Origin of the sequence: Paenibacillus sp. FSL H8-0283 (genome assembly GCF_045040675.1) — a bacterium.
Lineage (GTDB): Bacteria > Bacillota > Bacilli > Paenibacillales > Paenibacillaceae > Paenibacillus > Paenibacillus amylolyticus.
Genome location: NZ_CP150295.1, coordinates 966,431 through 991,029, shown reverse-complemented (window position 1 = coordinate 991,029; position 24,599 = coordinate 966,431). Strand labels below are relative to the sequence as shown.

Genomic DNA, 24,599 nt, shown 5'->3' with positions numbered 1-24,599 from the left:
GTCCTGTCAATCGGATTACGCACAATCTCAGCAGGAACCTAACACAAAAAAACAAGAACCTCCGGAGATTACACCCAGTTGCTCTTGTTTATTGTGTCAGGACTCTTTACGAATATCTTCCAGCATGGAAATGGCATCAACCAGATGATTGTCAAAAATCTGTTTGGTGACTGCCAGCAGGTCCTTAATCAGCGGATCACGCAGCGAATAGGTGACGGTTGTCCCTTCTTTGATTCCCTGGACAACGTTTTTGCTACGCAATACAGCCAGTTGCTGTGAAACAGCAGAGCCTTCCGATCCCAGAATGCTTTGCAGTTCATTCACGTTTTTGGCTCCTTCACTCAGCAGCTCCAGAATCTGAATCCGCATCGGGTGTGCCAACGCTTTGAAAAAATCCGCTTTAAACTGTTGTATGCTCTGATTCATGCGCTATGCCCCTTCAATCGAACTTTTGAAGATGCAAATATCATAACATAGATGTTATCCTAAGCCATTATAAGAACAGACGGTTGTTATCTATTGATAGGTTTGTTAAACGAACAGCACACTACAATTTAACCCCAAATCCCAACTGTCCATATTCATTCCGATAACCCGCGACCCATAACTTCCCATTGGATACCCAATACATATTTTTATAACTTGTTTCGATTAGTGATACGTTTTTATAGGAATTTCTCGCTTCCTCAGTACTCGCAAAATTAACTGTACCTGCACCATATCCCATAAATAACATTTCATTTTGAACAGTGACTACCAATGCTCCCTCATCCCCAGCGGAAATAGCCTTGTATGCAAGATCGACTCGAGGATACGTCATCTCTACACCATTCAATCGAATTGGTCCTCTGTTAATCATCAGAGGCTTGTACAACTTCTGGGTAACATTGAAACCCAACCGACGTGAAGTGTTATCACCCCAAGCCCATAGATTCCCCTTTTTATCCAGTGCTATCAAATAGGGCCCGTTATCTCCAGCCGATGAGATTTTTTTGATATTTTTGAATCCTTGCATTGGTGTAGCTGTAGTTTCTTTGTCCTTCATATTGGTATTCCAATACCACACTGTACCATCCTTCTTAACGGCGTAAGCACGATCAAGATCGCCAATGGTTACGTCCACAACATCTCGAATATTGATTTTTCGATGATGATTCTTCAAGAGTTTCATACCTGTGCCACCGGCTCCTCCAAGCTGATAGACATTCCCCGAATTCGTTAACAATACGACACCCTTCCCGTAAACACTTAAATCCTTTATCGTCTCAGGGATCAGCGTGATTTTTTGGGGTGTTCCCGTCATTGTTTTGATTCCTAAATAGTTCAAGTCTCCCCAGCCATAAAGTTCGCCTTGCTTGGTTAGATACAGTGAAAAACGTTCTCCTGCCCCTACTTTCACTACATTAGAGAGCTTATTAATTTTTGTTACAGGCAGTACTGGATGAACACTATCCTTAATTTCGTTATGTAAATTATCTCCCCAACCATATATCGTTCCATCTGCAGTCAAGACAATGACATGTGTGTTGCTTGCTGCTACGGATACAGGTTTAACGATTTGTTTAATCTGTTTTGCTGTAGTTACTGTCGGTGCTGCTGTACCTACACCATATTGTGTATAATCTATTTCATTCTTAACCGGTGGAGTGTACCCGTCTTTAAACTTGTCAAATGGACCAACTTTAATGTAATCCGGATCTTCATATAAGTGACTCGTGTCAAGATTAGGCATAGCTAGTGGATATCCCGGTGATACAGTTGACTCTTTCCCTCTCTCATTATAAAAAGAGATTGAAATATAATCATTCTTTACTTTAGAGGGGTCAATGCTCAAAGTGGTTACACTAAAATAACCATTTTTATTCGTCATTACTTGTGCCTCATACAAGCTAACATGTTCACTTTTACCACTTATTGCATTAACGTCAAGTGTACTAATCTGCAATCTCACGTTCTCATATGCTGAGTCTGTTGCCACTCCTTCAATGAAAATAGTGCCGTCCTCGTTAGGTTCATACCTCAAATCCACAATAGGCCCCTCATCCGCATACACGGTTTGATGCTGGCTATTGACGATGGAAGGTAGTAGAAACATTAGAACTAAAGTCCACCTCACAAGTTTTCTGAAAATCAAAACATCTCCTTCTTTCTATAAGAATATCATTCTTAATATATAGCAGAAAGGGAGTTATTGGAATCGGAAAATATATATCCATCATAGAAAAAGCTCAACCACCCGCTTGTAACTGCATGGTTGAGCTTTCTCTATATGATCTGTAGCATAGTCGCCACAACTGCCGAATCGTTAATTCACTCTATTCAGCCTCTAGTCATTTCGGATGTGGATGAATCTACTAGATGGAGCCGTATTCAAACCAGTCAAAATCCGCTACCTGATCGGAAGAAGTACCGTTGCTGCTGCTAAACATTCCGATACAACAGCCAACAAAGCCGCCGGCTACTTCGGTGCTCAGGCTGCTTGTATCCACCTGTTCCGCCACCAGATGATACTGACTTCCATCCGTGCTGTAATAGAAGTTTAGTTGCTGACCTGTCGCAGCCAATTTGATATACACTCGCGATACATCACCCTCCAGCGCGATTTGCGCAATGTGGGTATCCTGACCATCTATAACGGTCACCACACGTAGCACCTGCTGTTTATCCGCCAGAGCACGCTCAATCCGTACGTGATACAGATCGTTCTGAATGACGACAAGACCAGCCGTTTCGTTGGCATTCCCGGGCACAAATTCCATCGCTGTAGCTGCGACATAATCCATATGCCTTTGACGCAGACAAACAAAGCTGGAATTTTCTTTTTCCTTCAATGTTTGCGGTTTCAGCTTCAGTCGCAAGTATCCTTTTCGTTCGGTTAATGAATAGAGATCCTCCTGAGGATTGCGCAGGAACATCCATTGCAAGCCCAGTTTATCACTGTCAAAATGGTCAAAACGCAGTTGCGGCTCTACCGGAACAGGCTTCAAATCCAACGTGCCCTGCTCCTCCAGGATTCCGCGGCCCTCATTGACAACAGGCCATCCGTCCTCCCAAACGACAGAAGCAAGGAACGTCTCCCGCCCCAGATTGCTATAGCTCCCTCCATATGGACGCGAAGCAAGCATGACCATGAACCATTGACCGTTCGCAGCCTGCACCAAGTCGGCATGTCCTACATTAACAACAGGGTAACGTTTACCCAAATGGCGATGTGTAATGATTGGATTATTCGGATTCCCGACGTATCCTTCGGTCAAACTTTTGCTACGAGCAATGGTCACGGCATGGTTTGGCCCTGTGCCTCCCTCTGCAATCAATAAATAGTAATACTCATCGATCTTATACAGATGCGGGCCTTCCGGCCAGATGACATCCACCATCGCCCCGCGCCACAGAACGTAACTGTCTCCCACCAGCTTCATACTGCCCAGATCCAACTCCCGTAGCCACACTTCCCAGTTCCCATTGTAACGAACTCCCTCGGAGCAAGGACGTGTACCAAGGTAATACGCTTTGCCATCATCGAAGAAAATTGTAGGGTCTATGCCTTCTGCGCCTTCAATAAAATAAGGATCAGACCATGGCCCAGCCGGGTCGGTAGCGGTTACAACAAAATTGCCGCCATGTGATACATTAGTTGTAATCATATAGAAGGTGCCTTCATGATACCGAAGCGTTGGAGCGAATATCCCCTGTGAATGGCCTGCTCCCTGAAGATTTAATTGCGAAGGGCGGTCCAGCACATTTCCAATCTGTTTCCAATTCACTAGATCACGGCTCTGAAAGATCGGAACGCCAGGAAAATAGGCAAATGTTGATGTCACCAGATAAAAATCTTCACCCACCCGGCATACGGACGGATCTGGATAAAACCCGGGCATAATCGGATTGTTATACGTGCATTGTTCGCTTTGATTTACATTCTTCATTCTTTTACCCCTCCAATGGTTAGTCCAGTCACAAAGTATTTTTGCAAGAACGGATACAGTAAAACGATCGGCATTGCCGTCACAACCGTGATGGCTGCCCGAATGGATACAGGCGTCACCATGTTGGTTACATTTTTGAATGAATCCACGTTGACCGTTCCCCCCTGTGAGGTCGCAGAGGACAACAATTTCATCAGTTCATACTGCAAGGTGGTCAAATTCCGATTTCCTGCCGTGTACAACATGGAGTCAAACCAGGAGTTCCACTGACCTACAGCAATAAACAGTGCAACCGTAGCCAGAACCGGCTTGGATAGGGGAAGCACGATACGCATGAAAATCCGAAAATCTCCGGCTCCATCCATCTTCGCGGATTCAATCAATCCCTCAGACAGTCCCTGAATGTAGGTACGAATGACGATCATGTTGAACACCCCGATCAACCCGGGAATAATGTATACCCAGAAGCTGTTCAGCAGCCCCACTTGTTTGATCAGCATGTATCCCGGAATTAAGCCGCCGCTGAAATACATCGTCATGACAAACAGCGTTGTGACCAATTTGTTGAACATATACTCCTTGCGGCTCAGCACATAGGCCAGCATGGCTGTACAGAACAGCTGTACAACCGTTCCCACCACGGTTCTGGCGACCGAAACAAATGCGGCTTGTGTCAGATTCGGGTTTTGGAATACGGAGACGTAATTTTGCAGCGTCCATTCCCTCGGCCAGAGATAGATGCCCCCACGGATCGTATCCAGCCCGTTATTGAAAGATACGGCAATGGTGTTTAAAAAAGGATATAACGTAACAACCATGACAAGCAACATAAATATGCCATTGGTGATAGAAAAAATAGAGTCTCCCAAGCTTCGGTTTCTACTAAATCGTTTCACAGCTCTGCCCCCTTATCATATCAATCGCTCTTCACCAAGAGACTTGGCAATCCCGTTGGCGATAAATATGAGCACCAGACTGACCACACTTTTGAAAATGCCTGCTGCGGTGGCAAGTGAGTAGTTGCCGAGATTAATCCCGTATTTCAAAACAAAAATGTCGATCGTCTCGGATACATCCTGCACAAGTCCGTTCCCCAGCAAGTATTGAATCTCAAAACCCGCGTTCAGTACGTTACCAACGTTGATGATAAGCAGGATAATAATCGTTGGTTTGATGCTTGGAAGCGTGACATTGAACATTTTACGAAACCGTCCGGCTCCGTCGATGGAAGCTGCCTCGTACAAGCTCGGATTAATCGACGCCATGGCCGCCAGATAAATAATCGTGCCCCAGCCAATTTCCTTCCACATGCTGGACAGACCTACAATCCCCCAGAAGTACTTTGGTTCGGCAAAAAAATTGATCGGTGCATCAATCAGGCCCAATTTCGTCAACAGCACATTCACTATTCCTGTTTCCGTTGATAATACATTCGCAACAATACCTGTTACGATGATCCACGACAGGAAATGCGGAAGGTAGGAAACCGTCTGTACCACGCGTTTGAACAATACCATTCGCAGTTCATTCAATAAGAGCGCCAGACCAATTGAGCCGACAAATCCCAGAAACAGACTGATCAGGCTCATCGCCAGCGTATTGCGAATGACACGTAAAAATGTAGGGTCCGTGAATAACGTTCGAAAATGATCCACCCCCACCCAATCCTGCTCCATAAAACCAATGCCCGGTCTATAATTCTGAAACGCCATCAACCAGCCCCATAATGGTCCATACGCAAAAATAGCGATAAACGCAATAAACGGAAATGACATCCACATTAATTGTCGCTGACTTTTCATTCTGGACAGGTTGTACCCGATCCAGCTTGTTCCCGCCGGGATATGGCTGGTTTTTAACGAAGGCTGCAACTCCTTTTTGGCCATGTTTTTTCTCTCCTTGCTTACGAGTTTATCTATATCACCCAGTCTGGGTGAATCGATTCCATTCCTATTCAATCTCCCAATCTAGCGTGTAAGAAAGGCTACGGGGTTCCCCATAGCCTTTCTGTGTGACAGGCCTTTATCCCCACAGTTCCATACGTCTGCGGACTTCTTCCGTCAGCGCATCTTCATACGCTTTAATATCTGCACTTTCCTTGAGCGTGGCTTGATATTCTTCCCAAGCCTTATCAAATTCGGCTGGTGAGGTCATAATCACTTTGGGTAGCCATTTGCGTTTTACATCGTCCATTTTCTGTCTGGCGATGGTCTCCGGTTTATTCGGTTCAAAATTATAGGTATAGATTGGGAACCACGGTTCATTTTCCTCCGCAGGCTCAAGGAAGTCAGTAAACTTCGTATATCCATAAGCCTTCAGCACTTTTTTGTCGATGTCATTCAATGTGGCAAGGTACTCCTCCGGCTGCTCCTTAGGGTCAAGGGCATTCTTCCCGTCAGCGGTCATGCCTTCATGATGCGGGAAATAGACCAACGGGCTTCCCGTGTTTGCCAGCACCCAGTCCGGATCTTTGGAATTCGCACGTTGTTCTTCATTCCTGAAGAACACACCTTTGTCATCGACTTGGTAATCCACGCCTTCCTGTCCCCAGGTTCTCAATACCTCCATCTCAGGGTCCAACAAATCATTAATATATTGAAGTGCTCCCTCGATATCCTCGCAGCTCTTTGTAATGGCCAAACCACCATTCACGTTAAGGATTGGATTGTTCTGATAGCGCCCTTTAACATCCTCGGAGAGTGTAATGGACAACGGTACATAGGTTTTGTCATACAATTTTTGCTTCACGAGTGATGCCTCGGCGTCAAGGAATTGCCATCCTTGATCCACCATGCCCAGCACACGTCCGGTTGAAATTTTGGAGATATACTGATCATAGTTTGCTGTAAAGGTTTCGTTATCGACCAAACCTTGATGATATACCTCATTGATCTTCTTGAAATATGCCTTCGCTTCCGGAATGGTATTATAGTTTTTGGCCGTCAGCGTTTCTTTATCAACGATGGCTGCGCCTTCGTTAGGATAACCAGCCATGAAGAGCGGAGGGTTCTCCAGTGCGAAATAACGCCAGTCATAGGAGATAATTTCAAATCCAATTGTTGGCTGACCATCAATGGTCGGGTGAGCTGCTTTATACCGTTCAATCAAGTCGAAGTATTGGTCAAGCGTTTTGATTGTCGGATAATTATCCCACTCCAGTACGGCCTTCTGAATCCAGAATGCTTCTCCGTCATGGGATACTTTCATCGACTTTTCTTGTATATTGCCGAATTGAGGAATGAAGTAGATATGTCCATCCGTCGTATTTTTCATCTTCTTCCAGTCTTCGCCCAGGTAATTTTTGATGTTTGGATATTTATCGATGTAATCCTCAAGAGGTACTAACGCTCCTGCTGCTACCAGTTGCTGAGTACCATCACTCCCATCGATAAAATCGGGATATTCGCCGCCTGCAATGAGTACACCAATCCGCTCTTTGGCTGTTTGGCCCGTAAGCCAGTCCATCGTGACTCTGGCGCCTGTTTTCTCCTCAATAGCCTTTAACACCCGATTATCGTCAGGCGCAATTTTTCCCGGTACGGCAAAAAATGCGGAAAATTGTTTCAATTCCCTTCCATCTGCTGTCTTTTCCCCTTTCGAGGACGATCCCGGTGTACATCCAGTGAGTGCGATGACCAGTATTAAAGCGAGCAGAGCACTATACTTGATTCTTTTTCTAACATCCTTTTTCATCATGACCCCTCCATCGATTATATTGACAGAAGCTTTTTGGAAAGCGCTTTCCAAAGGCTGACTTAAAATTATCATGCTTCCATGCCCCTCTCAACGGGATAAACTATAGATGGAATCCCACTAATTCCAGCATCTGCGAAAAAAAATATCCCGCCGCTCCGTCAAGGAGTGCAGGATGTTAATCAAGAGAGTACGCAGCATGGGCACTTTTACGATATTGTGCAGGAGTCTCCCCCATGAGTTTCTCGAACCGGCTAATAAAGTAATCGGAATCCCGATATCCCACCATTGTTGCGATTTCGTATACTCTTTGATCTGTTCTGCGCAACAGCCGGGCGGCTTCCTCAATACGCAATTGATTCAAATAATCACTGAAGCTGATCGAGAAATGCTTTTTGAAAATCTGACCCAGATATGCACTATTCATGTAAAACTGCTCCCCGAGCAATTTCAGGCTGATATTTTCTCTGTAATGCTCGTGAATGAAGGCCTCAATTTTGGCTAATACGCCCATCGCATTTGACTTTTGCTGCTCCTTCAGTTTCTCTGCGCATATGAGCGAGAATTCGCATAAATGTTCAATGTTTTCCTCCATGGATAACATCGCGTAGTTCACCTTCAGAAAAGTCGATCCCATCAACCCCGAATCTGGAGTAACCGTATCGTTATTCACGAGATCCAGCAATGTGTATGCCAAATAATGCAAGTGGATGCGGACAATACCAGGCTCGATTCGCTCATCCAGAAAAAATTGAAAAATGGCCTTTGCATGACTGTATAACTCATCCGTCTGCTGTTCCTCAATAGACTTGACTAGCCCATCAAATAATTGTTTTTCGAACTGTCCCGGCCGATTAACAAATAAGGTCGTATCCATAAGTTCGAAATAATAAATGGGCCTGCAAGTGGTGAAGAAACGTAAGCTTTTCATTATGCCGCAGGATTGATAAGACTCGTGCAGCGCCTCCAACTCATGTACTTCCTTCCCGACATAACAAGCAATAGCCGCCTCTTGACCATGGCTCAGATCGGTATGTAATCGGGTCAAATATTGCTCCAAGGTCACTGCCTCACGGTTCACCATCAGGTCCGTAACCATAAGCAGAACCGCATTTTTATCACCTGTGAAGGGCTTCAAAATTTGTCCCGGCAAGGGCTTGCCCACCCATGCCTCAACCCGAGCGCACCAATCCGTTCCCTGTTCTGGACCGGCTTCCGCCTCAATCAGGACGCAACGCAGTATGCCGACATCTTGATAGTGGGACTGCAGACTCGTAACAGCATCCTCCTCAGCCACCCCAAGCAAGATTGACTGCATATGCTGAGCCATAATAATTCGATCTTTTTTTTGCTGATATCGCTTCTCTTCCGTCCGCGCATTAAATGCGACCCTGAACTCCTCAAGCACCTGAACCAGTTCGGTCTTCACAATAGGCTTGAGAATGTAGTCATCCACCTGGTATTTAATCGCCTGCTTGGCATATCCGAACTCATAGAATCCACTTAGAAGAATCAGCTTGATGTCACCGTTATATTGCTCGTACAAGGTTTTGGCAAGCTGCATTCCGTCCATTTCCGGCATCTTAATGTCGGAAATCACCAGATCGGGCTGCATAGCGCGTATGCACTCCAATGCCTGCATACCATTGGAGGCCTGACCGCAAATCTGAAATCCGTATGACTCCCAATCAATTAACAATAGAAGTCCTTGGCGAATAAATGGCTCATCGTCCACAATCAGCACGTTGATCATATCCTCGCTCCTTATTCTTGAGATGCCTGCATAAGAGGAATTTGAATGTCAATCGTTGTTCCCTTCCCCTTTTCACTGAATATGTGCACCTGAACGAAATCATCAAAATACATCCGCAACCGAATATATGCATTCATCATACCAATGCTGCTAAGCTCGCTCATCCGATCCATACTCGGGTCTTGCATCATTTTGTGGAGCGAGGCCAGCTTGTCCTGATCCATACCGACTCCGGTATCTCGAATGGAAATGTACAGCTCATTACTTCGAATTTCGAATAATACCTCCACGACCCCATCATTCGACGTCCCCTCAATACCATGGATACAAGCATTCTCCACAAAGGTGAGAACGGTTAGCTTGGGTATCATCATGGCAGCAATGGATTCGTCTGTGATCCGGATTGCAAATTGCAACTTTTCACCAAAGCGATACTGCTGGATACTCAGATAACTCTCCACAAAATTGATTTCCTCTGCAATTGTAATCAGATCATCGCCCCAATTGATCGTCTGACGTAACAGCAGTGCCAGTTTATGAATGACATCGGAGGTTTCAAGCTCGTCCTTGATCAAACTCCGCATACGGATCGTTTCAAGCGTGTTGAACATGAAATGGGGATTCACCTGACTCTGAAGGGCTTTCAGCTCCGCCTGCTTTTTGGAGAGCTCAAGGGCGTGCCGCTCCACCTGGCCCTTAAACACAATCTCAATCAGGTTCTTGATCTTGATGACCATCATGTTATAACTATGGGTCAGGCTGCCGATCTCGTCTTTGCCCACAGGTCCCGATATCACCTCAAATTTCTCATGCTTCACTTGATCCAGGTGCTTCGCTATCCGATCAACTCTGATGACCAGTGATCTGGATATCAACCAGATTAGCAGTGTCGGCACCAACAGATTAAGAATGATTAGTAAAGTCAAATTAAGCTTGGAATTAACAATCTCCGACAGAACGTCCAATTTCTCCGTGCTGACGACAATCTGCCAATCCTCGGATACGACGGGAATCGATTGCATGGATTGAACAGGATCAATTGAACTGTTTGCAATCAGATTAAATGGCTTGCGCATCTGATTCATTTTTGAATCGTTCGAGAAAATGACCCTGCCATCCGAAACGACATACACCTTCCCATTTGCTCCCTCATTTTTAAGCGATTTGTTGATGAAAGCGTAGTCCAGATCAACTTTTAACACCTTTTCAACCTGTTGCTCCCCAAAGTAATCCAGCTTACGAATAATGCTTACTTTGCGTCCTCCCTGACTTTGCGACATCTCCGCCTGCTGTTTGTCAAAATACGAATAGATCATGATATGGTCGCTCGTTTTCATCAGCGCTTGATACCAATCACTTTTCTTCACCTCTTCATCCAGCTTAATAAAGTTTCCTCCATTGACGAAGGTATCATTGCCAACATAAAACGTAATTTGATTCACCTGCTGGTAGCTGTAATAGTACCTGACCAGATTGTTGTTGCTAAGCATATCATAGTAGGCAGAGTAATAGTCTTCCTGATCGCGATACTTGAACTCCATGAACCGGTTCAGCGTTCCATCGGTATAGAGAAAATTGGACACATACAAGCTATTGTCTATACTGTTCCGCAGGTTAAACTTGATCCTTTGCTGCATTTCATTGAATCGGCTATGCTCCTTCTCTTCAATGTTACCTTTGATGCTTTGGTAAAACACGGTATTTGTGACCAGGACCGGGACCAGCACACAAAAAATGAACAATATGTACAACTTGGTTTTGAGACTCCAATCATCCAAAAACTGAATACGCTTACAGTATTTCTTGCGGCTCATGTTATGTCTTTGTCTCCTCTAACCATGTCATATATCAACATTATTATAACGAGTACAGGATGGGTTGGATACTGCAATCCAGGATTTCCGGGAAGCCTTTAATCAACCTCCCGTTCAACTGGCCCAACAAGACAGACACTAACACCCCACATATTTTCGTATGAACCCGATCTGATCTTAAGTCGAAACGGGTATCTCGTTATAATTTCAAGAGCATTTCGTACTGGCCCACATGATATGCAAAACCTGATTTGACCAGGAGGAAATCTTGCATCGGTTTCAGATGAGACTCCACATTGAGGACACTGATTCTAGGCGATTCTGTGCGTTGGACCATCTCTGTCAGGATGCTGCTTGCAATACCTTTGCCCCGGTAATTTTGGTTCACTGCAAGCTGTGGAACATCACCTGTTTTTTGATCTATAATGCCATAACCAACAATGCTGTGATCCTGACGTGCTACCACATAGATAAAAGCCTCCGGTACAGCGTAGATGGAATCAATTGAATTTTGCCAGGAGGGCTCCACATCCCAAAATTCCTTAAACTGCTCTACATCGATTCTCTCCACACATTCCACCGTGCAGGTTGATTGCGGTATGAATTGATCTTTTTGCAACTGGAAACATGAAAATTCCCTTTGAATTTTAAAGTTTTGTTTACTGTACAGCTGAACTGCAGATTCGTTGGATTGGATGACTTCCAGCAAATATTGCTCTACATTTTTTTCTTTTAACAGCTTTTGAATATTCAAGAGCAGATCGCTTGTAATGCCTTGCCGCCTGCAATCTTTTACAACGCCTGTACCAAGGTCATATGCAGTTTTCTTTCCATTCCAGCTTCGAAGTCCATTGATAACAAATCCGACCATTCTCTCATCTTTAAAGGCTCCCATAGATATTTCGGGGTGATAGCCCCTTCGTTGGAGCATTTGTTGAAACTTCCAAAAAGGCAAATCCATTTTAACCTGGTAGTCGGAGAACGCATCCACAAACGCCTCGTGAAGTGTCTCCATGCTTATTGTGTCCAACAATTTATAACTGTACATTAGGGCACTCTCTCCTTTAAAAAGATGAAAACAATAATATATTAGGGCTCATGATCCCTATCCTTATTTAAATATTCTACTAAATAGTGTTAACACTATAAAGTAATATCCGTACGATAAAATCTGCTTTCTTCAGAGTTTTCAGACACGTCCTAATAACTAAAATAGACCGCTCCCTGGTTAAGGAATACGGTCTATCGAGTCATTATTCTATGGGGATACCGATTTTGTTAAACCAATTTTGGTGATCACCGTATCGTACGGGTCCAATTCCACGGTCTGTTTTCCATGCTCTGTATTGATCGTCGTGGACTGAACCTGATCGCTATTATTGATCACAACCAATATGTTGCTTTCAGGATAGTAAGCGCACTCGGTATACAAGTTATCCGTGATGTACTTTGTTTCATGGAATTCATTGCCCGCAAATCGAATCAAATTCAGAAGTAGTCTTGTATTTTCCCAGCTGAATTCGAAGGAAGGCAGGTAGATCCCTTTTCCTTTTCCAAAAGCATGTGTGGACAGTGTGATCTGACCATCCGTTTCATTCACTACAGCTGCTGATCCATCAGTAAGATAAATGTTATCTTTCGGAAGTATGCTGGCCCCCTCAGGCACCAAACCATACTCATCATTAACTTCATACGACCATTTTCCATGAACAACCCTTGCACCTGTATCCTCATCTACCCCAAGCACATGAGCCATTCTAAAATAGCTGTCGTACCCGTCCATTGCCGAAGGCTGGTTAATGCCAATAAAGGTACCACCCTCATACACCCATTGTGTCAATAAGTCCACAGACTTGTGGTCACTCCATTGCGCTCCACCGCTCCATGCTGAACCTGCAGAGCCGGCATTGATGACGACATCTATATCCTTCAATGCGCCCTGACGAATATCATCAAAATCAATAAACTGCACGTCAACAGGCAACCCGGCTAATGCCTCATTCACATGAATCAGATCATGCATATGCGTTTCATGAAAATGACCAGACAAGGTCCACGATCTTAACTTGCCCCAGCTATGCAGCACGGCTACCTTTGTCTTGATCTGATAAGGCTTTCCAGCCTGATGTAGCTCTTTCATTTCTCTGAATTCATGGGCAATTTTCTCGATATAATCCACAAAGTCCGGGTAAGGCTCAACCAGATGCAAATATCCACCCAGTCCAATCCGGTCAATCGACTCACGCAGCAGCGCACGCCGGATATTAATCCAGTATTTCTTCGCATCCAGGGTAGGATCTCCTCCCTCTTTGAAGGTAGGAAGCCCGCCTAAGCCAACTGGGAACAAGTAGGGATGCAAGCGAATCTCATGGGTATCAGCCTTAACGCCGGAGCACATTCTTGCCTCGTAACCGGAGAACACACATTTGATCATGCCGTCGAATCCAAATTCCTCAAAGCGATCATTATACGGCTCCATGCCCACCCAGCTGTCATCATAAAAGACATACGCCAGCTTGTCATGTTTGTGTACAATATCAATTAACTTTTTACCGAATTCAATGACAAAATCATTGATAAATGCCATCCAGTCCAGTTTGCGCTGATCCGCAGGCATATGAGTGACCTGATATTTACCGCCATTTACAAAGTCCTCGGCGGAGAGTGAATACCCATATTTTTGAGCAAACAGATCCAGCGCTCTCGAACTTACCGTGAAATCGTATGAACCCCAATCCGAGAACAGATGGCGATTCCGCTCATCACTGCCCCAGATCCAGGCGAAGTTATAAAATAGGGACGTAAAACGTACAACGGTTGTTTCCGGGTGGCCTTGGCACCACTTTTCCATCCAATCCAGCAAATAGGTTTGGGTGTCTGTATAGATCGGGTCAATCTGCATCAGATGCTCTTTGTCCCAATTATTCGTCGTGTGATTGTACATGGAAATCTCTTCCCATATCCGATAAACCATGAAACTCACCGTGTATTTATGCCAAGGAGCAACGCCGGTAATGACAACATTGCCAGATTCCCTTTCATAATTCCACTGTCCTCTAGGAACTTCTTCCCCAGTCGTTCGGTCGTACACCTGCCAATACTTAAACGCTTCTTTCGAATCATTCACCCTGAATTGTTCAGCGAAGAAGTCCTCCATCAGATAGATGGATACATAATCTTGCACAGCAACCTTCGGATTCGTAATGAGAAAACATTGCTGCAACTTATCCAGATTACGGGATGCCCACTCATTATGATCCCGAATAATGCAAATGGTTGAATAGATGCCGTATCCGGCATTGATAATCTCATCGGACAACTTTGTACCGTCACTGTCACGGATCACATCGGCACCCCAGCGGTTGGCAAGTTCAAGCGTCAGTGCTTCATAACCGGATTCTCCCGGTAGTGTAAAGGAGCCTTTGGTTAATTTGGACATTTGGGTTCCCTCCCTATCTCAACATATCGGACAGAAAAGCGAGTGCCAGGCCCTGACCCCAGCCCTGAATCCAGTCTTTTGGAATATTGCGATAGCCATCCCGATCCTTCATTACCGCCGTACCGCCAGATACACCAAGCACGCGCCCATCTTCGCTAATGTTGTTCAGGATGCCTTCCAATGCCTTTTGCACGTATTTGGTATGCAGTGGATTGCCGTTGTTGATCATCGCTGCTGCAATACCCGCGGAAGCTGACACCTCTTCATACGATTCTTCGTCATCCAGAACCGTACGCCACAAGCCATTCTCGGTCTGTACCAGCTTGAGAGCCGCCAATTGATCACGAAGGGCACACTCTACATCCATACATTGCGGATACAAGTACCAGTCGTTCAATTGCGGTTTCACTTGAGACATCGTATAGGCTCCCCAAGCGTTCGCTCTGCCCCAATAAAATCCGGACATGTGGTCCTTGTTGATATTGTTATAACCGTGATACCACAGACTGCTGCTCGGATCTTGCAGGTATTTGATATGCCAGTAATACTGATTCAGCGCATCCTGAATCATGGCTTCGTCTTTTAATTTGCTACCTACGCGAAGCAGGAAAAATGCCGCCATAAACAAGGTATCTGCCCAAGCCTGTTCCGGAAAATCATTGGAAACCGATACCGTATGCTGAAGCACATTGTCTCCAAAACGAAGCGCATGATTCTGGAGATAATCAACCTTGCTGAGGACAATGTCCCAATATTTCTGATCCCCGGTTTCTTCATATAAAGTGATGAGCACATGGCCCATGGCACATGTATTCACCGTCCAACTTGGCAGACCCAGCTCGATATATTCGTCTGCCCATTTCACCAGCCTGTCCAGAATCTCTTGGTTGCCTGTCGTTTGATAGGCTCTGGATACACCATAATAAGCCACTCCACCGGGCCAATCCCATGTCAGATCCATATCCAGTGTTTTCTTGGTAACGTTCTCGATTACGTGTAGAATCTGATCCCTGTCATATTTCACTTGAAGCATTGTTATTCCCCTCTCCCTGTGCACACGCCCCCAAGTGCGCCCTGAGAGGTGTCCGTCCATTTTTGTAAACGCTTTACTTATTCCATTGTACGCAGTAAAATAGTCTCAATCTAAGCATATTCATAACAAAACTGCGCAATTTCAATCATTTATACATAGGAGTCCTCGAAAATGCCCAAACCGAAGAAACCTGTCATTGAATATCGTCACTATAGCCTGCCCATTGATTTCCCTGTCCTGTTACTCAGTGGAGACCGCTGGAGAATATCCGATATCAAGAGTGAGCATCTTCATTTCCATAACCACATGGAGATTGGCATCTGTTATTCAGATGGAGGCATCATGGAGATTAAGGGAGAATCTGTGCCTTTTCGAGCAGGCGACATCTCGTTCATTCCCCGATATCTTCCGCATACCACATACAGTTCACCTAATAACGCCAGCCTGTGGGCTTATATCTTTTTTTCACCGGAAGAACTCTTCCGTCATTCGCTCAAAACAGCACAAACTCACATTGAACCGAATCTATGGGCGATTCAGGGAACCAATTGCATTCTGAATAAGGAACAGCATCCCAAAATTCATATGCTCGCAACTTCAATCGTTGAAGAAATGAAGCAGCAGTCCCCCTACTATCGGGAGAGCGCGTACGGCTTGTTGATGTCTCTATATATCGAACTGCTTCGAATTCATGCGAGCAGCGAACGCTTGTCATCTCAGGATCACGAACGGGAAAGAGACCTCCAAGGTGACTTGGTCATCTCACCCGTGCTGGAGTTTATCACCAAAAACTATATGATGCCTGTGACCATAGATTACCTCGCTGATCTGTGTCATCTGAGTACAACGCATTTTCGCCGCAAGTTCCATGAAATTATGGGAACCACGCCGCTTGATTTTCTGAACAGTACCCGGATTGAAGAGGCATGCAAACGATTAAAAAGCACCGAGGCCTCCATTCTGTCCATCTCTGAGCAGGTCGGCTTCCGATCCATCTCCAGCTTTAACCGCTGCTTCGCCAAACTGATGGGCGAATCGCCTAAAGCCTGGCGCAAAGGCGCTCATACAGAAGCACAGTCTGCAAAAGCCTCAATATTGGAATTCACGGGGTGGGTATGAATTCACGTTAGTATATTGAGATAACCCTGCTCATAAAAAAGATACAAAAAATCCCGAAAGTCATGATGACTCTCGGGATTTTCCAGTTCAAATCAACAACTTCATGTTTACAGCAAATCCAGTTCCACAAGTAATCTGCGGATAAGCGTTGCCATCTCGGCACGAGTTACCGGAGCTTTTGGCTCAAGTGTCGTTGCCGATTTGCCTTGAATCAGACCCAGCTTCACCGCCTGCGCGGCACTATCTTTGGCCCAATCAGACAATGTTGATGTATCGGTATAACCCTCAAGGCTATTAGCTGCACTACTCACAGCTGGTGCAGTATGTCCTGCCATCTCGTATGCACGGATCAGCATGACCATCACTTGCTCACGTGTCATGGCATCCTGTGGACCGAAACGGTTACCGCTGTAGCCCGTCATGAGGCCATAGGCAGTTGCCGTTTGCACCACATCGTTGTACCAATCTGCTGCCTTAACGTCTGTGAATGTTGAACTTGCGCCTGTATCTGGTTTGAGTCCAAAGGCCCTCACCATCAGTGCAGCAAGCTCTGCCCGAGTCATACTACGCGAAGGCTCATAACGAGCAGACGACACGCCATTCACAACCAGACGTGATGCCAGATCATGAACTGCTTCGCTTGCCCAGTGGCCCTTCATGTCGCTAAACGCAGTGTCATATCGAATCGGCAAGTATACGCTGTTGGTCAGACTGCTTGCGATGGCAACCATCCGGCCTTCCCACACTTCGAAGCGAGTAGGCACATGCCGCAAGCTGCCGTCAGACTCAAGAACGACCACGGTCGATACGGAGCGCTCGTCCTCTCCGACCGGCAGGTACAGTTCTTTGGTTGTCATTTTCAAAAGTTTATCAATCTCGATTGACTTGGTACCGTCACTTGCCGTCATGTTGAAGGCAACCGGGGTTCCTCTTGGAATCGTACGTCCCTCACTGGCAAGCTTCGCAGCAAGCCGTTCGTATGCCTGATCCGGTTTACCTACATTTAAGCTTACTTTGATATCCTCGCCCTTTTGCGTCGGGAAAGCTGCTTCAAGTGCGTTCAGATCGATGGCATTCCAATCCAAACGGTAGCTGCCCCAATCGCTTTCCAGATCCATCGAAATGTCTTTGGCAGCGAGTTGTTTAATCAGATCCGCATCCAGTTCGAAGCGTAGTTGCTCCAGTTGGCCTGCAACGTGAAAACGAATTCGCTGACCTTGCTTGACTGCATCCAGCAGCGCTTCTCGCACAGGATGAGCAACCACGGTTGGGCCACTTACGCCTGGCGTAACATCGACCAGCAACAATCCATCCTTCTGCACTGAGTCCAGTTCCAGAGGTACCTTCATGTCTTTACCTCCAACGGCACTATCGATGGCTACGCCACCCACCGTCAACGGACCAACAGGCACATTGGATGCCGGTGGTTTACTGCCACCCGAGCTTGGCGCGCTTGGCTCCACGCTTGAAGAGATCCGCTCATTCACCTTCACCGCAGCAGAGGATGCTGTCGTGAGTTTTGGCTCACTCGTTGTTCGTTTGGCGATAACAACCCACTCGCCTGGTTTTGCTTTGATGACTTTATCGGAAGGCAGCGTGTTCCATCCACTGATATCCTGTTCAAATGTTGGCAGCATCACTTGCAATTGTTCCGTGAAAATCCGGTATGCCAGTTCACTGCCAACCATGTTGCCTTTGTGTCCGGCAGCACTGATCGAGACACGTGTCTCTCCCTTTTTGCCCGTTCCGATCGTGGATGCTTTGATCGTATCCATGTAATCCGGTGGTGCAGCTCCCGTCTTCGGTGCAACAACAGATACAATATCCGTTGTGCTGAGCTCCGTACCTTGCCATGTATAATCGGCCTGGATTAGAGCAGCTCCAACACGTTTTCCGTCGAGAAGGCCATCATCTTGAACGGCTGCGTTCGCTTCACCCATAACCACACTGTAGGTGATGCTGTCGTTGTCTGCGAGTTCACGAGTTCCATCCGTATACTCCACATAAGTCTGAACCGTAGCTCGCTCTCCACCAGCAACAAGTTCTTCCGGCATAACCAGTTTCAGTCTGCGCGGCAGCTTGAAGTCGCCGTTCAGCACCTCAACAATGGCAGAGTTCACATTGCCTGCCGCGTCCTCGGTTTTAATTCGGAGACGGGTCTTCATGCGGTTTGCATCAATCGGCACCTCATATTTAAAGACTCCGTTCTCGTCCGGTTTGAACTGTGCCAATTCTTGATCACTATCGGCATCCGTTACCGTCACTTGGGCGTCGGTCATCGTTGTACCCTGTACGAGCGCAACGCCTCCCTGTGACCGTTCGCCTTGTGAAGGTGAATCCAGATAGATCATCGGAGCCGTCGTATCCATCGTCACGTACAGCATTGTGACTGACGTATCCCCTGTGCTGGTATTACGAGCTTTGAGCTGGACTGCGTATACACCATCTACCTCAAAGTTGAACTTCAGCTTGTCTGTTGTTGCAAGGTTAGTGGTGCCGAGCGAACCATCGTCCGTCGAAGCCTCTACAACCACGTTTGGCTGATTCGAAGCCACGTTCACGGTTACCTGATTCGAACTTGTAACAACCTCGTATTTGTTGTTGACCACTTGTTTGTTATCAAGCGAAAGCACTGGCCCTGTAGGGGCAGGAAGCAGCTTCGACCCGCTATACGTCGTTGTGGATAGACGAAGATTCGCTTGCTCGTCGGAAGTCGGTTTGCGTGCGACCGTAACGCCCATACGATACGATTTGCCCGGCTCCAGTCCGGAATGGCGTACCTCTTTATCCTCCATGGCAATGGTGCCGTCTGCATTGCGCAGTACTTTGCCGTCCGCACCCAGCTTAGGCGTTCCTAGTACATTCCATCCACCTACGGTGACATGATACTTGCCATCCTTGAGCGTGGTTTTCAAGTCGGATTCACTGTATCCTTCTTCGCCGAACGGATCATACAGATGTCCTTGCTCATCCGATGCGGTCAGGATGTAAGTGAACTCCTCCGCTTCTTCTTCGGCTGTTTTGGTGATTGCCGGGAAAGCGACCTCGAACTGCCCGTTACCGATGCTTCTCGTTTCCACCACTGGCACGGCGTTCGGAGCAAACGGATCTACGAGCGTGTACCCTTCTTGTGAAGACAAGACAGAGAATGCCATATTCGTTTTCAGTTCCGTACGCAGATAATATGTCCCTTGTTGCAGCAAACCACGAAGGTCTGCTCCGCCGAGGTACGCAATCTGCTTCACGTCAAAGGTCATCTCGCCTGATGCACGACCGTCAGCACCAATATCGGCACTTTCGATCTCGATGCCTTTGGCAATCATGATCCCTGGATCAATGGATTCGTCCGGTGTAGGTGTGGCCTGCAAACGGTCCGAAGACAGATACAGATCAACCGTATCTCCAGGCGAAGCGTTATCCACGGTCCAGGTTGCTATGAATTGGTCCGCATCCTGTGTATCTATCGCAAGTTCCGTCGAAGACAGTTCCGGAAGTACCGGAATGTTCATCAGCTTGGACTTGACCGATTGACTGGACGTCAGCGTCCAACTTCCCGTTTTTGCGTCTTCCTGTGGAATCGCGACATAGATCCGACGAATATCGGTGCCCTGAAGCTCTTCTTTTTTGGTCACTGTTGTACCGTCGCTCTTCAGATCACCCTCTTTAGGTGCTTTGATAATCTGTTCAAACGCCGTTGCGTTACGATCCGTTGCTTCTCCGTACATGATATCATACGTGCTTCCGTCGTCACGTTTCAGCGTCAGAGTAGGTCTGGTTGTTGTGAAATACTCCAATTCAAGGAGCGCATCCCCTGTCAATCCACTCATCGGGATCACATGTGTTTTCCCTCCATTGGACGTGCGAATGCCGCCAATGCCGAGATTTTGCGAACTATCCTCGATCATATCGATACCGTCCCCAACGGCGGTATATCTAATCTCGTAACGCTCAGGCTCCTCATTTTCCCATGATGTCGCAAGCGTCTCTATACCTGTTCCGATCTGTAACAGGCGCGGTCCCTGCTCCGGATCATTAATTGCCAGATGTGCGAGCGCATCATCGTCCAATGCCGATCCATCCGTCAAGAATGAGATGCCGCCGCCCCAGTAATATTTGATGCCCAGGGTGAGGAATAACAAGGAGATTCCTGCCCACAGTTCATCGTTATTAACGCCTGCACGAGTTCCAAATCCTAAACCGCCGACAACCGGCACTGAACTTGGTATCTGTATTTTGGAGCTGACCATGCCTTCAAAATCGACTCGGCCCTTCTCCAGGTTCTCGCCGATAAACAGGCTGGCACTGCCCACAATGATATCCCAACCACCAACATCAATCTGTGCCCTGGCTCGGATAAACATTGGACTGGCCCATTGAGTTTGAACCAGTGCTTCCGTCAGCATCGGAATGACTTTGCTGCCTTCGCCGAAGCCGAGTTTGCCCACCACTTTGAAGCCGGTAGCTTTGAGTGTCAGGTCTACACCTCCTGAGAAAACAGCTGGCTTCTGTCCCAGCTCCATATCGATGCCTGCCTCCAGCGTCAGTGGCAAGCGCTCGGTACCACCCGCAATTGTCATCGCAAGTTCACGGATTGCGCCGCGAATACTTGAGATTTTGGTAGCTGGATTGATCATGATGCCCGGATCAGGAAGGTCCGATCCAAAAGCAATGACGTCTGGAATAATCCGTCCGTCGGGAACGCGTTTAAAGGCAAGTTCCGCACTAATGGAGAACAAGTTTTCCAGTTTCGCCTCAAAGTTAACGCCGTACGAATTCATGACGCCGTACTTGTTCGGGTCTTTATAGTGCGTAACATTGATACCACCTTTTACGCTATCCTCAGAGTCCGGTTTGAACAAACCAATTCTATTATCCAGTTCAAACGCCAGTGAGGAATCAATACCTATAAAGCCCGATTGGTTGAACATAACGTTGCTTACTTCCCCGTTTACAATAAACATCTTCATTGCACCACCGAAGGACACCCCATCCTGCCGCAGTACAAAGTCATTGAGTTTCAACCCAAAGCCATTCAGCGAGAAGGTAGGTGTTGAAAACAACGTGTGTTTATTAAAGTACACATAGGAGACAAGCAGATTGCGATATGGATTGAGCGCATCGCCCAGCATACCGTTAGCCCAAGTCAGGGTTCCGTTCAGGGTAGGGTCTTCCGGATTGCGTCCTTCCTCCCATGCCTGCTCTTCATCCGTCAGCTTTGATTCCGTTCCGAGTGACTTATCGAATCCGTTGTAGAAATCAACGGTCCATTCGCCGGAATGGAATACGAACCCGCTGTTCGCCACACTTAGGGTACCGTCGCCACCCACAAAGAGGGTTTGCAAAAACGGCGTGTCCGTATTGGCTCTCAAATCTTTGGCGAGCGGGAAGTTCCCTGTTGAAATGGTGAGGTCTTTCCCGCTGTAAGCTACACTCTTGTTGAGAATCGCAGGTTCTGTATCCGATTGAACCGTGTACTGGGCGTTTGCCCCCGTACCGGACTGCACGATCTTACCGCGCACTTCCAGAACAACCTCCTGCTCGGTATCATCATCAAGTCCTTTTTTGAACGTTTCGAATGCCGCTTCATTTTCAAACGTCTGGACCGCATATACCGGCGAAGCCGATGCATCGATGGCTCCAGCTACATCCAGAGCAGGGTCCAGTTTGCGTGATGCTGCTACCATTTCCTGCTTGGCAGCAGTTAGTCTCGCCCGATCCTGATCCAACTTCGTTTTGAACTGCGCGTCCGTCAGGTTACCGTACGTCCATGGCAGCACGCTGGCAAATGTCGCTTTCTCACCAGCACCTGCATTTAGGTCCAGTTTGGTTTTATATACAGCGAGAATGCCGGCTTTGCGAATCCGGTTCTCTTCGTTCTCGGTTATAGAAAAGGTCTGGTCTGTCTTGAAGCTCAGCGCTTCAGCCATCTCGGGAATTGACTTGTCCCGATAGTCCACTTGCACAGCATATTCACCAAGTGGCAAGATCGCGTCGTTCAGCACTTCAAGCGTTGTGCCGTCCGCCTTCACCTTTTCCCCGCCACGATATACCAGCTTCAAATCTCCCGCGAACCCGTTTCCAAGCGGCTGGGATGTTACAGATCGGGTCACCGGCACTTTGTAACGATCCCCGTTCTTCACATTCTCCAGATACATGTCAAAGTTGGCAGCGGTAGACGTTGCTTCATTGCCGACATTGTAGGCAGCGATATTGGACACGTTCAGCGTGATGTACTTCTCGTCCGTGCTGTACGCTTCCTCGGGTGACATGGCGTAGATCAACGTCTCTCTTAATTCACCAACCGGTGGCAGGAAAATAAAACCTGCTCTCGACGATTCATAGATTGCACGAATCTCCGATTCCGGAAGCCCCTCACTCTCTTGAGCAGCCGTCTCCAGCTTTTTCTCTGTCTCCGGGCTGCTCACCGTTACCATATACTGGCGCGTTGAAGGCCAGGCTTTGCCTGTACCCTTCACTCGCCATTTGGCTGCGACGACCTCGCCCGGTTTATACGGAATAAATTCAATGCCCTGTGCAGCTTGTTCCGGCGGAACATCCTTGCGGAAGGTAAGCTTCTGGCTTGTTGCATTGAGTTCCTTCCCATTCTCATCCACAAAGCTCAGACCTTTCTCCAGTGTCAGAGTCACATCGATCTGGCTATGGTTCGTGTTGAACATCTCCAGGTTCTCGATCTCCGTGTTCACTTCGAACACGCCGTCATTAACGTAACCCGTCTCTTCCTCATTGGTCTCCAGCTTCTGCGTTGGATCCAGGAAACGAACATCGAATACCTTCTCCGGGGATACAATCTCGCCCAAACCGTACACCAGTTCATACGAGTGCTGGGCGCCAGCCTGAACCGTATCAGGCTCCCAATAGAAAGCCACGGCCGTATCGGCTGTACCGTAATCATTTGTATCCTGCGTAAAATCAAGATTCTCGTCCGGTTCATATTCCCATTTCGTTCCAGCAAGATTGGCCCAATGGCCTACCACCATTTCATCAACAATGTTAATACCGCCCTCGAACAAGTTGTTGAATCCATAGGCAACGACATTTGTCGCCAGCGGGTTGCTCAGATCAAGCTTGTCCCGCATCACCCAGTAAGGTGGCAGCTTATGCAGATTGTACGCCTGCTCGTCCACGTTTTTGTCATAACCGAGCTTCTCTGGTTCGTGAACCAGTTTGCGCTCCACCGTAAGTGGAACGGAATAATTCTGCCCGATCTGGAAGGCTGGGCCATCATTGCCACCAACCGACGTGTCCAGCAACACACGTGACCCGATCTCTACCTTGGCATTTGTCGTATTTTCCACTACATATTGAACACGCGCATTGCCGCCTTGATCCTTGTCTTCCTTCAACAGCAAAGTGATCACTTGGCTAATGCGAATGCCTTGAACGGTCCATACGGTCACAAGACTTTGGGTGCCGTCATTACCCGTAACGACCTTCGGAGGTGTAACCTCCGAGGTCCAGTTCGGTGCCATTTTGTACGGATTACCAAAGATCAGATCCGTTCCGTTAATACGGAATGTTGTGAACGACGTCTCCGGGTTATCTCCACCAAAGATCATATCCACACCGTTATCCTTTTTGCGGATTGGCTGGCCATCTTCTGTACGAATACTGAAGCGCCCACTTGCATTGTCCACTGTTACCTTGATAAACCCGTTCTTAATGGATGTCGTCCCCGCTGAGGAAACGGCCGCTACCGCGATGTGAATTGGCAAGACGCTGATCAGCATGACCATGGCCATCAACGTTGCGATTATCCGAATGATTTTGTTCCGTCGCATGGGTGAACCCCTTCCGTTTC

13 protein-coding genes are annotated in these 24,599 nt (G+C 47.0%); 1 reads left to right on the top strand and 12 read right to left on the bottom strand.

The genetic code is table 11. The features are described 5' to 3' along the window. Window positions 1–96: 96 nt before the first annotated feature. The 11 genes from MHI52_RS04520 to MHI52_RS04470 all read right to left on the bottom strand — a co-directional run bounded on the left by MHI52_RS04520 (window position 97) and on the right by MHI52_RS04470 (window position 15,661). The gene (locus MHI52_RS04520) at window positions 97–426 is read right to left on the bottom strand and encodes a metalloregulator ArsR/SmtB family transcription factor (RefSeq protein ID WP_091038881.1); all 330 of its coding nucleotides are present in this window, start codon (window positions 424–426) and stop codon (window positions 97–99) included. A gap of 121 nt (window positions 427–547) precedes the next feature. After that, the gene (locus tag MHI52_RS04515; RefSeq protein WP_405158547.1) at window positions 548–2,116 is read right to left on the bottom strand and encodes an RCC1 domain-containing protein; all 1,569 of its coding nucleotides are present in this window, start codon (window positions 2,114–2,116) and stop codon (window positions 548–550) included. A 238-nt stretch (window positions 2,117–2,354) separates the two neighbouring features. Then, complete coding sequence (locus MHI52_RS04510; protein ID WP_405158546.1) at window positions 2,355–3,929, bottom strand: glycoside hydrolase family 43 protein; 1,575 nt, start codon at window positions 3,927–3,929, stop codon at window positions 2,355–2,357. Then, window positions 3,926–4,825 (bottom strand): carbohydrate ABC transporter permease, encoded by a 900-nt coding sequence (locus MHI52_RS04505; protein WP_036668326.1) that lies wholly within the window; start codon window positions 4,823–4,825, stop codon window positions 3,926–3,928. The genes MHI52_RS04510 and MHI52_RS04505 overlap by 4 nt, the downstream gene beginning before the upstream one ends. A gap of 15 nt (window positions 4,826–4,840) precedes the next feature. After that, the gene (locus MHI52_RS04500; RefSeq protein WP_036606005.1) at window positions 4,841–5,815 is read right to left on the bottom strand and encodes a sugar ABC transporter permease; all 975 of its coding nucleotides are present in this window, start codon (window positions 5,813–5,815) and stop codon (window positions 4,841–4,843) included. 136 nt (window positions 5,816–5,951) lie between these two features. Continuing rightward, window positions 5,952–7,625: an extracellular solute-binding protein gene (locus MHI52_RS04495; protein ID WP_339285532.1), complete on the bottom strand. Its 1,674-nt coding sequence runs from the start codon at window positions 7,623–7,625 to the stop codon at window positions 5,952–5,954. A gap of 175 nt (window positions 7,626–7,800) precedes the next feature. Continuing rightward, window positions 7,801–9,375: a response regulator gene (locus MHI52_RS04490; protein ID WP_339285530.1), complete on the bottom strand. Its 1,575-nt coding sequence runs from the start codon at window positions 9,373–9,375 to the stop codon at window positions 7,801–7,803. An 11-nt stretch (window positions 9,376–9,386) separates the two neighbouring features. Beyond that, entirely contained in the window at window positions 9,387–11,189 is a 1,803-nt protein-coding gene (locus MHI52_RS04485; RefSeq protein WP_339285529.1) for a sensor histidine kinase, read from the bottom strand. 199 nt (window positions 11,190–11,388) lie between these two features. Then, window positions 11,389–12,237 (bottom strand): GNAT family N-acetyltransferase, encoded by an 849-nt coding sequence (locus tag MHI52_RS04480; RefSeq protein ID WP_339285527.1) that lies wholly within the window; start codon window positions 12,235–12,237, stop codon window positions 11,389–11,391. Between the two features lie 210 nt (window positions 12,238–12,447). Beyond that, window positions 12,448–14,628 (bottom strand): 1,3-beta-galactosyl-N-acetylhexosamine phosphorylase, encoded by a 2,181-nt coding sequence (gene gnpA / locus MHI52_RS04475; RefSeq protein ID WP_339285526.1) that lies wholly within the window; start codon window positions 14,626–14,628, stop codon window positions 12,448–12,450. Window positions 14,629–14,641: 13 nt separating this feature from the next. Next, the gene (locus MHI52_RS04470) at window positions 14,642–15,661 is read right to left on the bottom strand and encodes a glycoside hydrolase family 105 protein (protein WP_101314774.1); all 1,020 of its coding nucleotides are present in this window, start codon (window positions 15,659–15,661) and stop codon (window positions 14,642–14,644) included. A gap of 171 nt (window positions 15,662–15,832) precedes the next feature. Between MHI52_RS04470 and MHI52_RS04465 the strand changes: the two genes are divergently transcribed. Further along, window positions 15,833–16,780, top strand: a complete 948-nt coding sequence (locus MHI52_RS04465) for an AraC family transcriptional regulator (protein ID WP_101314773.1) — start codon at window positions 15,833–15,835, stop codon at window positions 16,778–16,780. Between the two features lie 107 nt (window positions 16,781–16,887). On the opposite strand, the gene MHI52_RS04460 is transcribed toward MHI52_RS04465, so the two are convergent. Next, window positions 16,888–24,579: an S-layer homology domain-containing protein gene (locus MHI52_RS04460; RefSeq protein ID WP_405158545.1), complete on the bottom strand. Its 7,692-nt coding sequence runs from the start codon at window positions 24,577–24,579 to the stop codon at window positions 16,888–16,890. Window positions 24,580–24,599 lie beyond the last annotated feature (20 nt).

Bases quoted from the DNA above. Each gene is read 5' to 3' on its own strand.
- MHI52_RS04480 (WP_339285527.1), bottom strand. From the start codon at position 12,237: ATGTACAGTTATAAATTGTTGGACACAATAAGCATGGAGACACTTCAC.
- MHI52_RS04470 (WP_101314774.1), bottom strand. From the start codon at position 15,661: ATGCTTCAAGTGAAATATGACAGGGATCAGATTCTACACGTAATCGAG.
- MHI52_RS04510 (WP_405158546.1), bottom strand. From the start codon at position 3,929: ATGAAGAATGTAAATCAAAGCGAACAATGCACGTATAACAATCCGATT.
- MHI52_RS04495 (WP_339285532.1), bottom strand. From the start codon at position 7,625: ATGATGAAAAAGGATGTTAGAAAAAGAATCAAGTATAGTGCTCTGCTC.
- gnpA (WP_339285526.1), bottom strand. From the start codon at position 14,628: ATGTCCAAATTAACCAAAGGCTCCTTTACACTACCGGGAGAATCCGGT.
- MHI52_RS04520 (WP_091038881.1), bottom strand. From the start codon at position 426: ATGAATCAGAGCATACAACAGTTTAAAGCGGATTTTTTCAAAGCGTTG.
- MHI52_RS04460 (WP_405158545.1), bottom strand. From the start codon at position 24,579: ATGCGACGGAACAAAATCATTCGGATAATCGCAACGTTGATGGCCATG.
- MHI52_RS04485 (WP_339285529.1), bottom strand. From the start codon at position 11,189: ATGAGCCGCAAGAAATACTGTAAGCGTATTCAGTTTTTGGATGATTGG.
- MHI52_RS04500 (WP_036606005.1), bottom strand. From the start codon at position 5,815: ATGGCCAAAAAGGAGTTGCAGCCTTCGTTAAAAACCAGCCATATCCCG.
- MHI52_RS04465 (WP_101314773.1), top strand. From the start codon at position 15,833: ATGCCCAAACCGAAGAAACCTGTCATTGAATATCGTCACTATAGCCTG.
- MHI52_RS04490 (WP_339285530.1), bottom strand. From the start codon at position 9,375: ATGATCAACGTGCTGATTGTGGACGATGAGCCATTTATTCGCCAAGGA.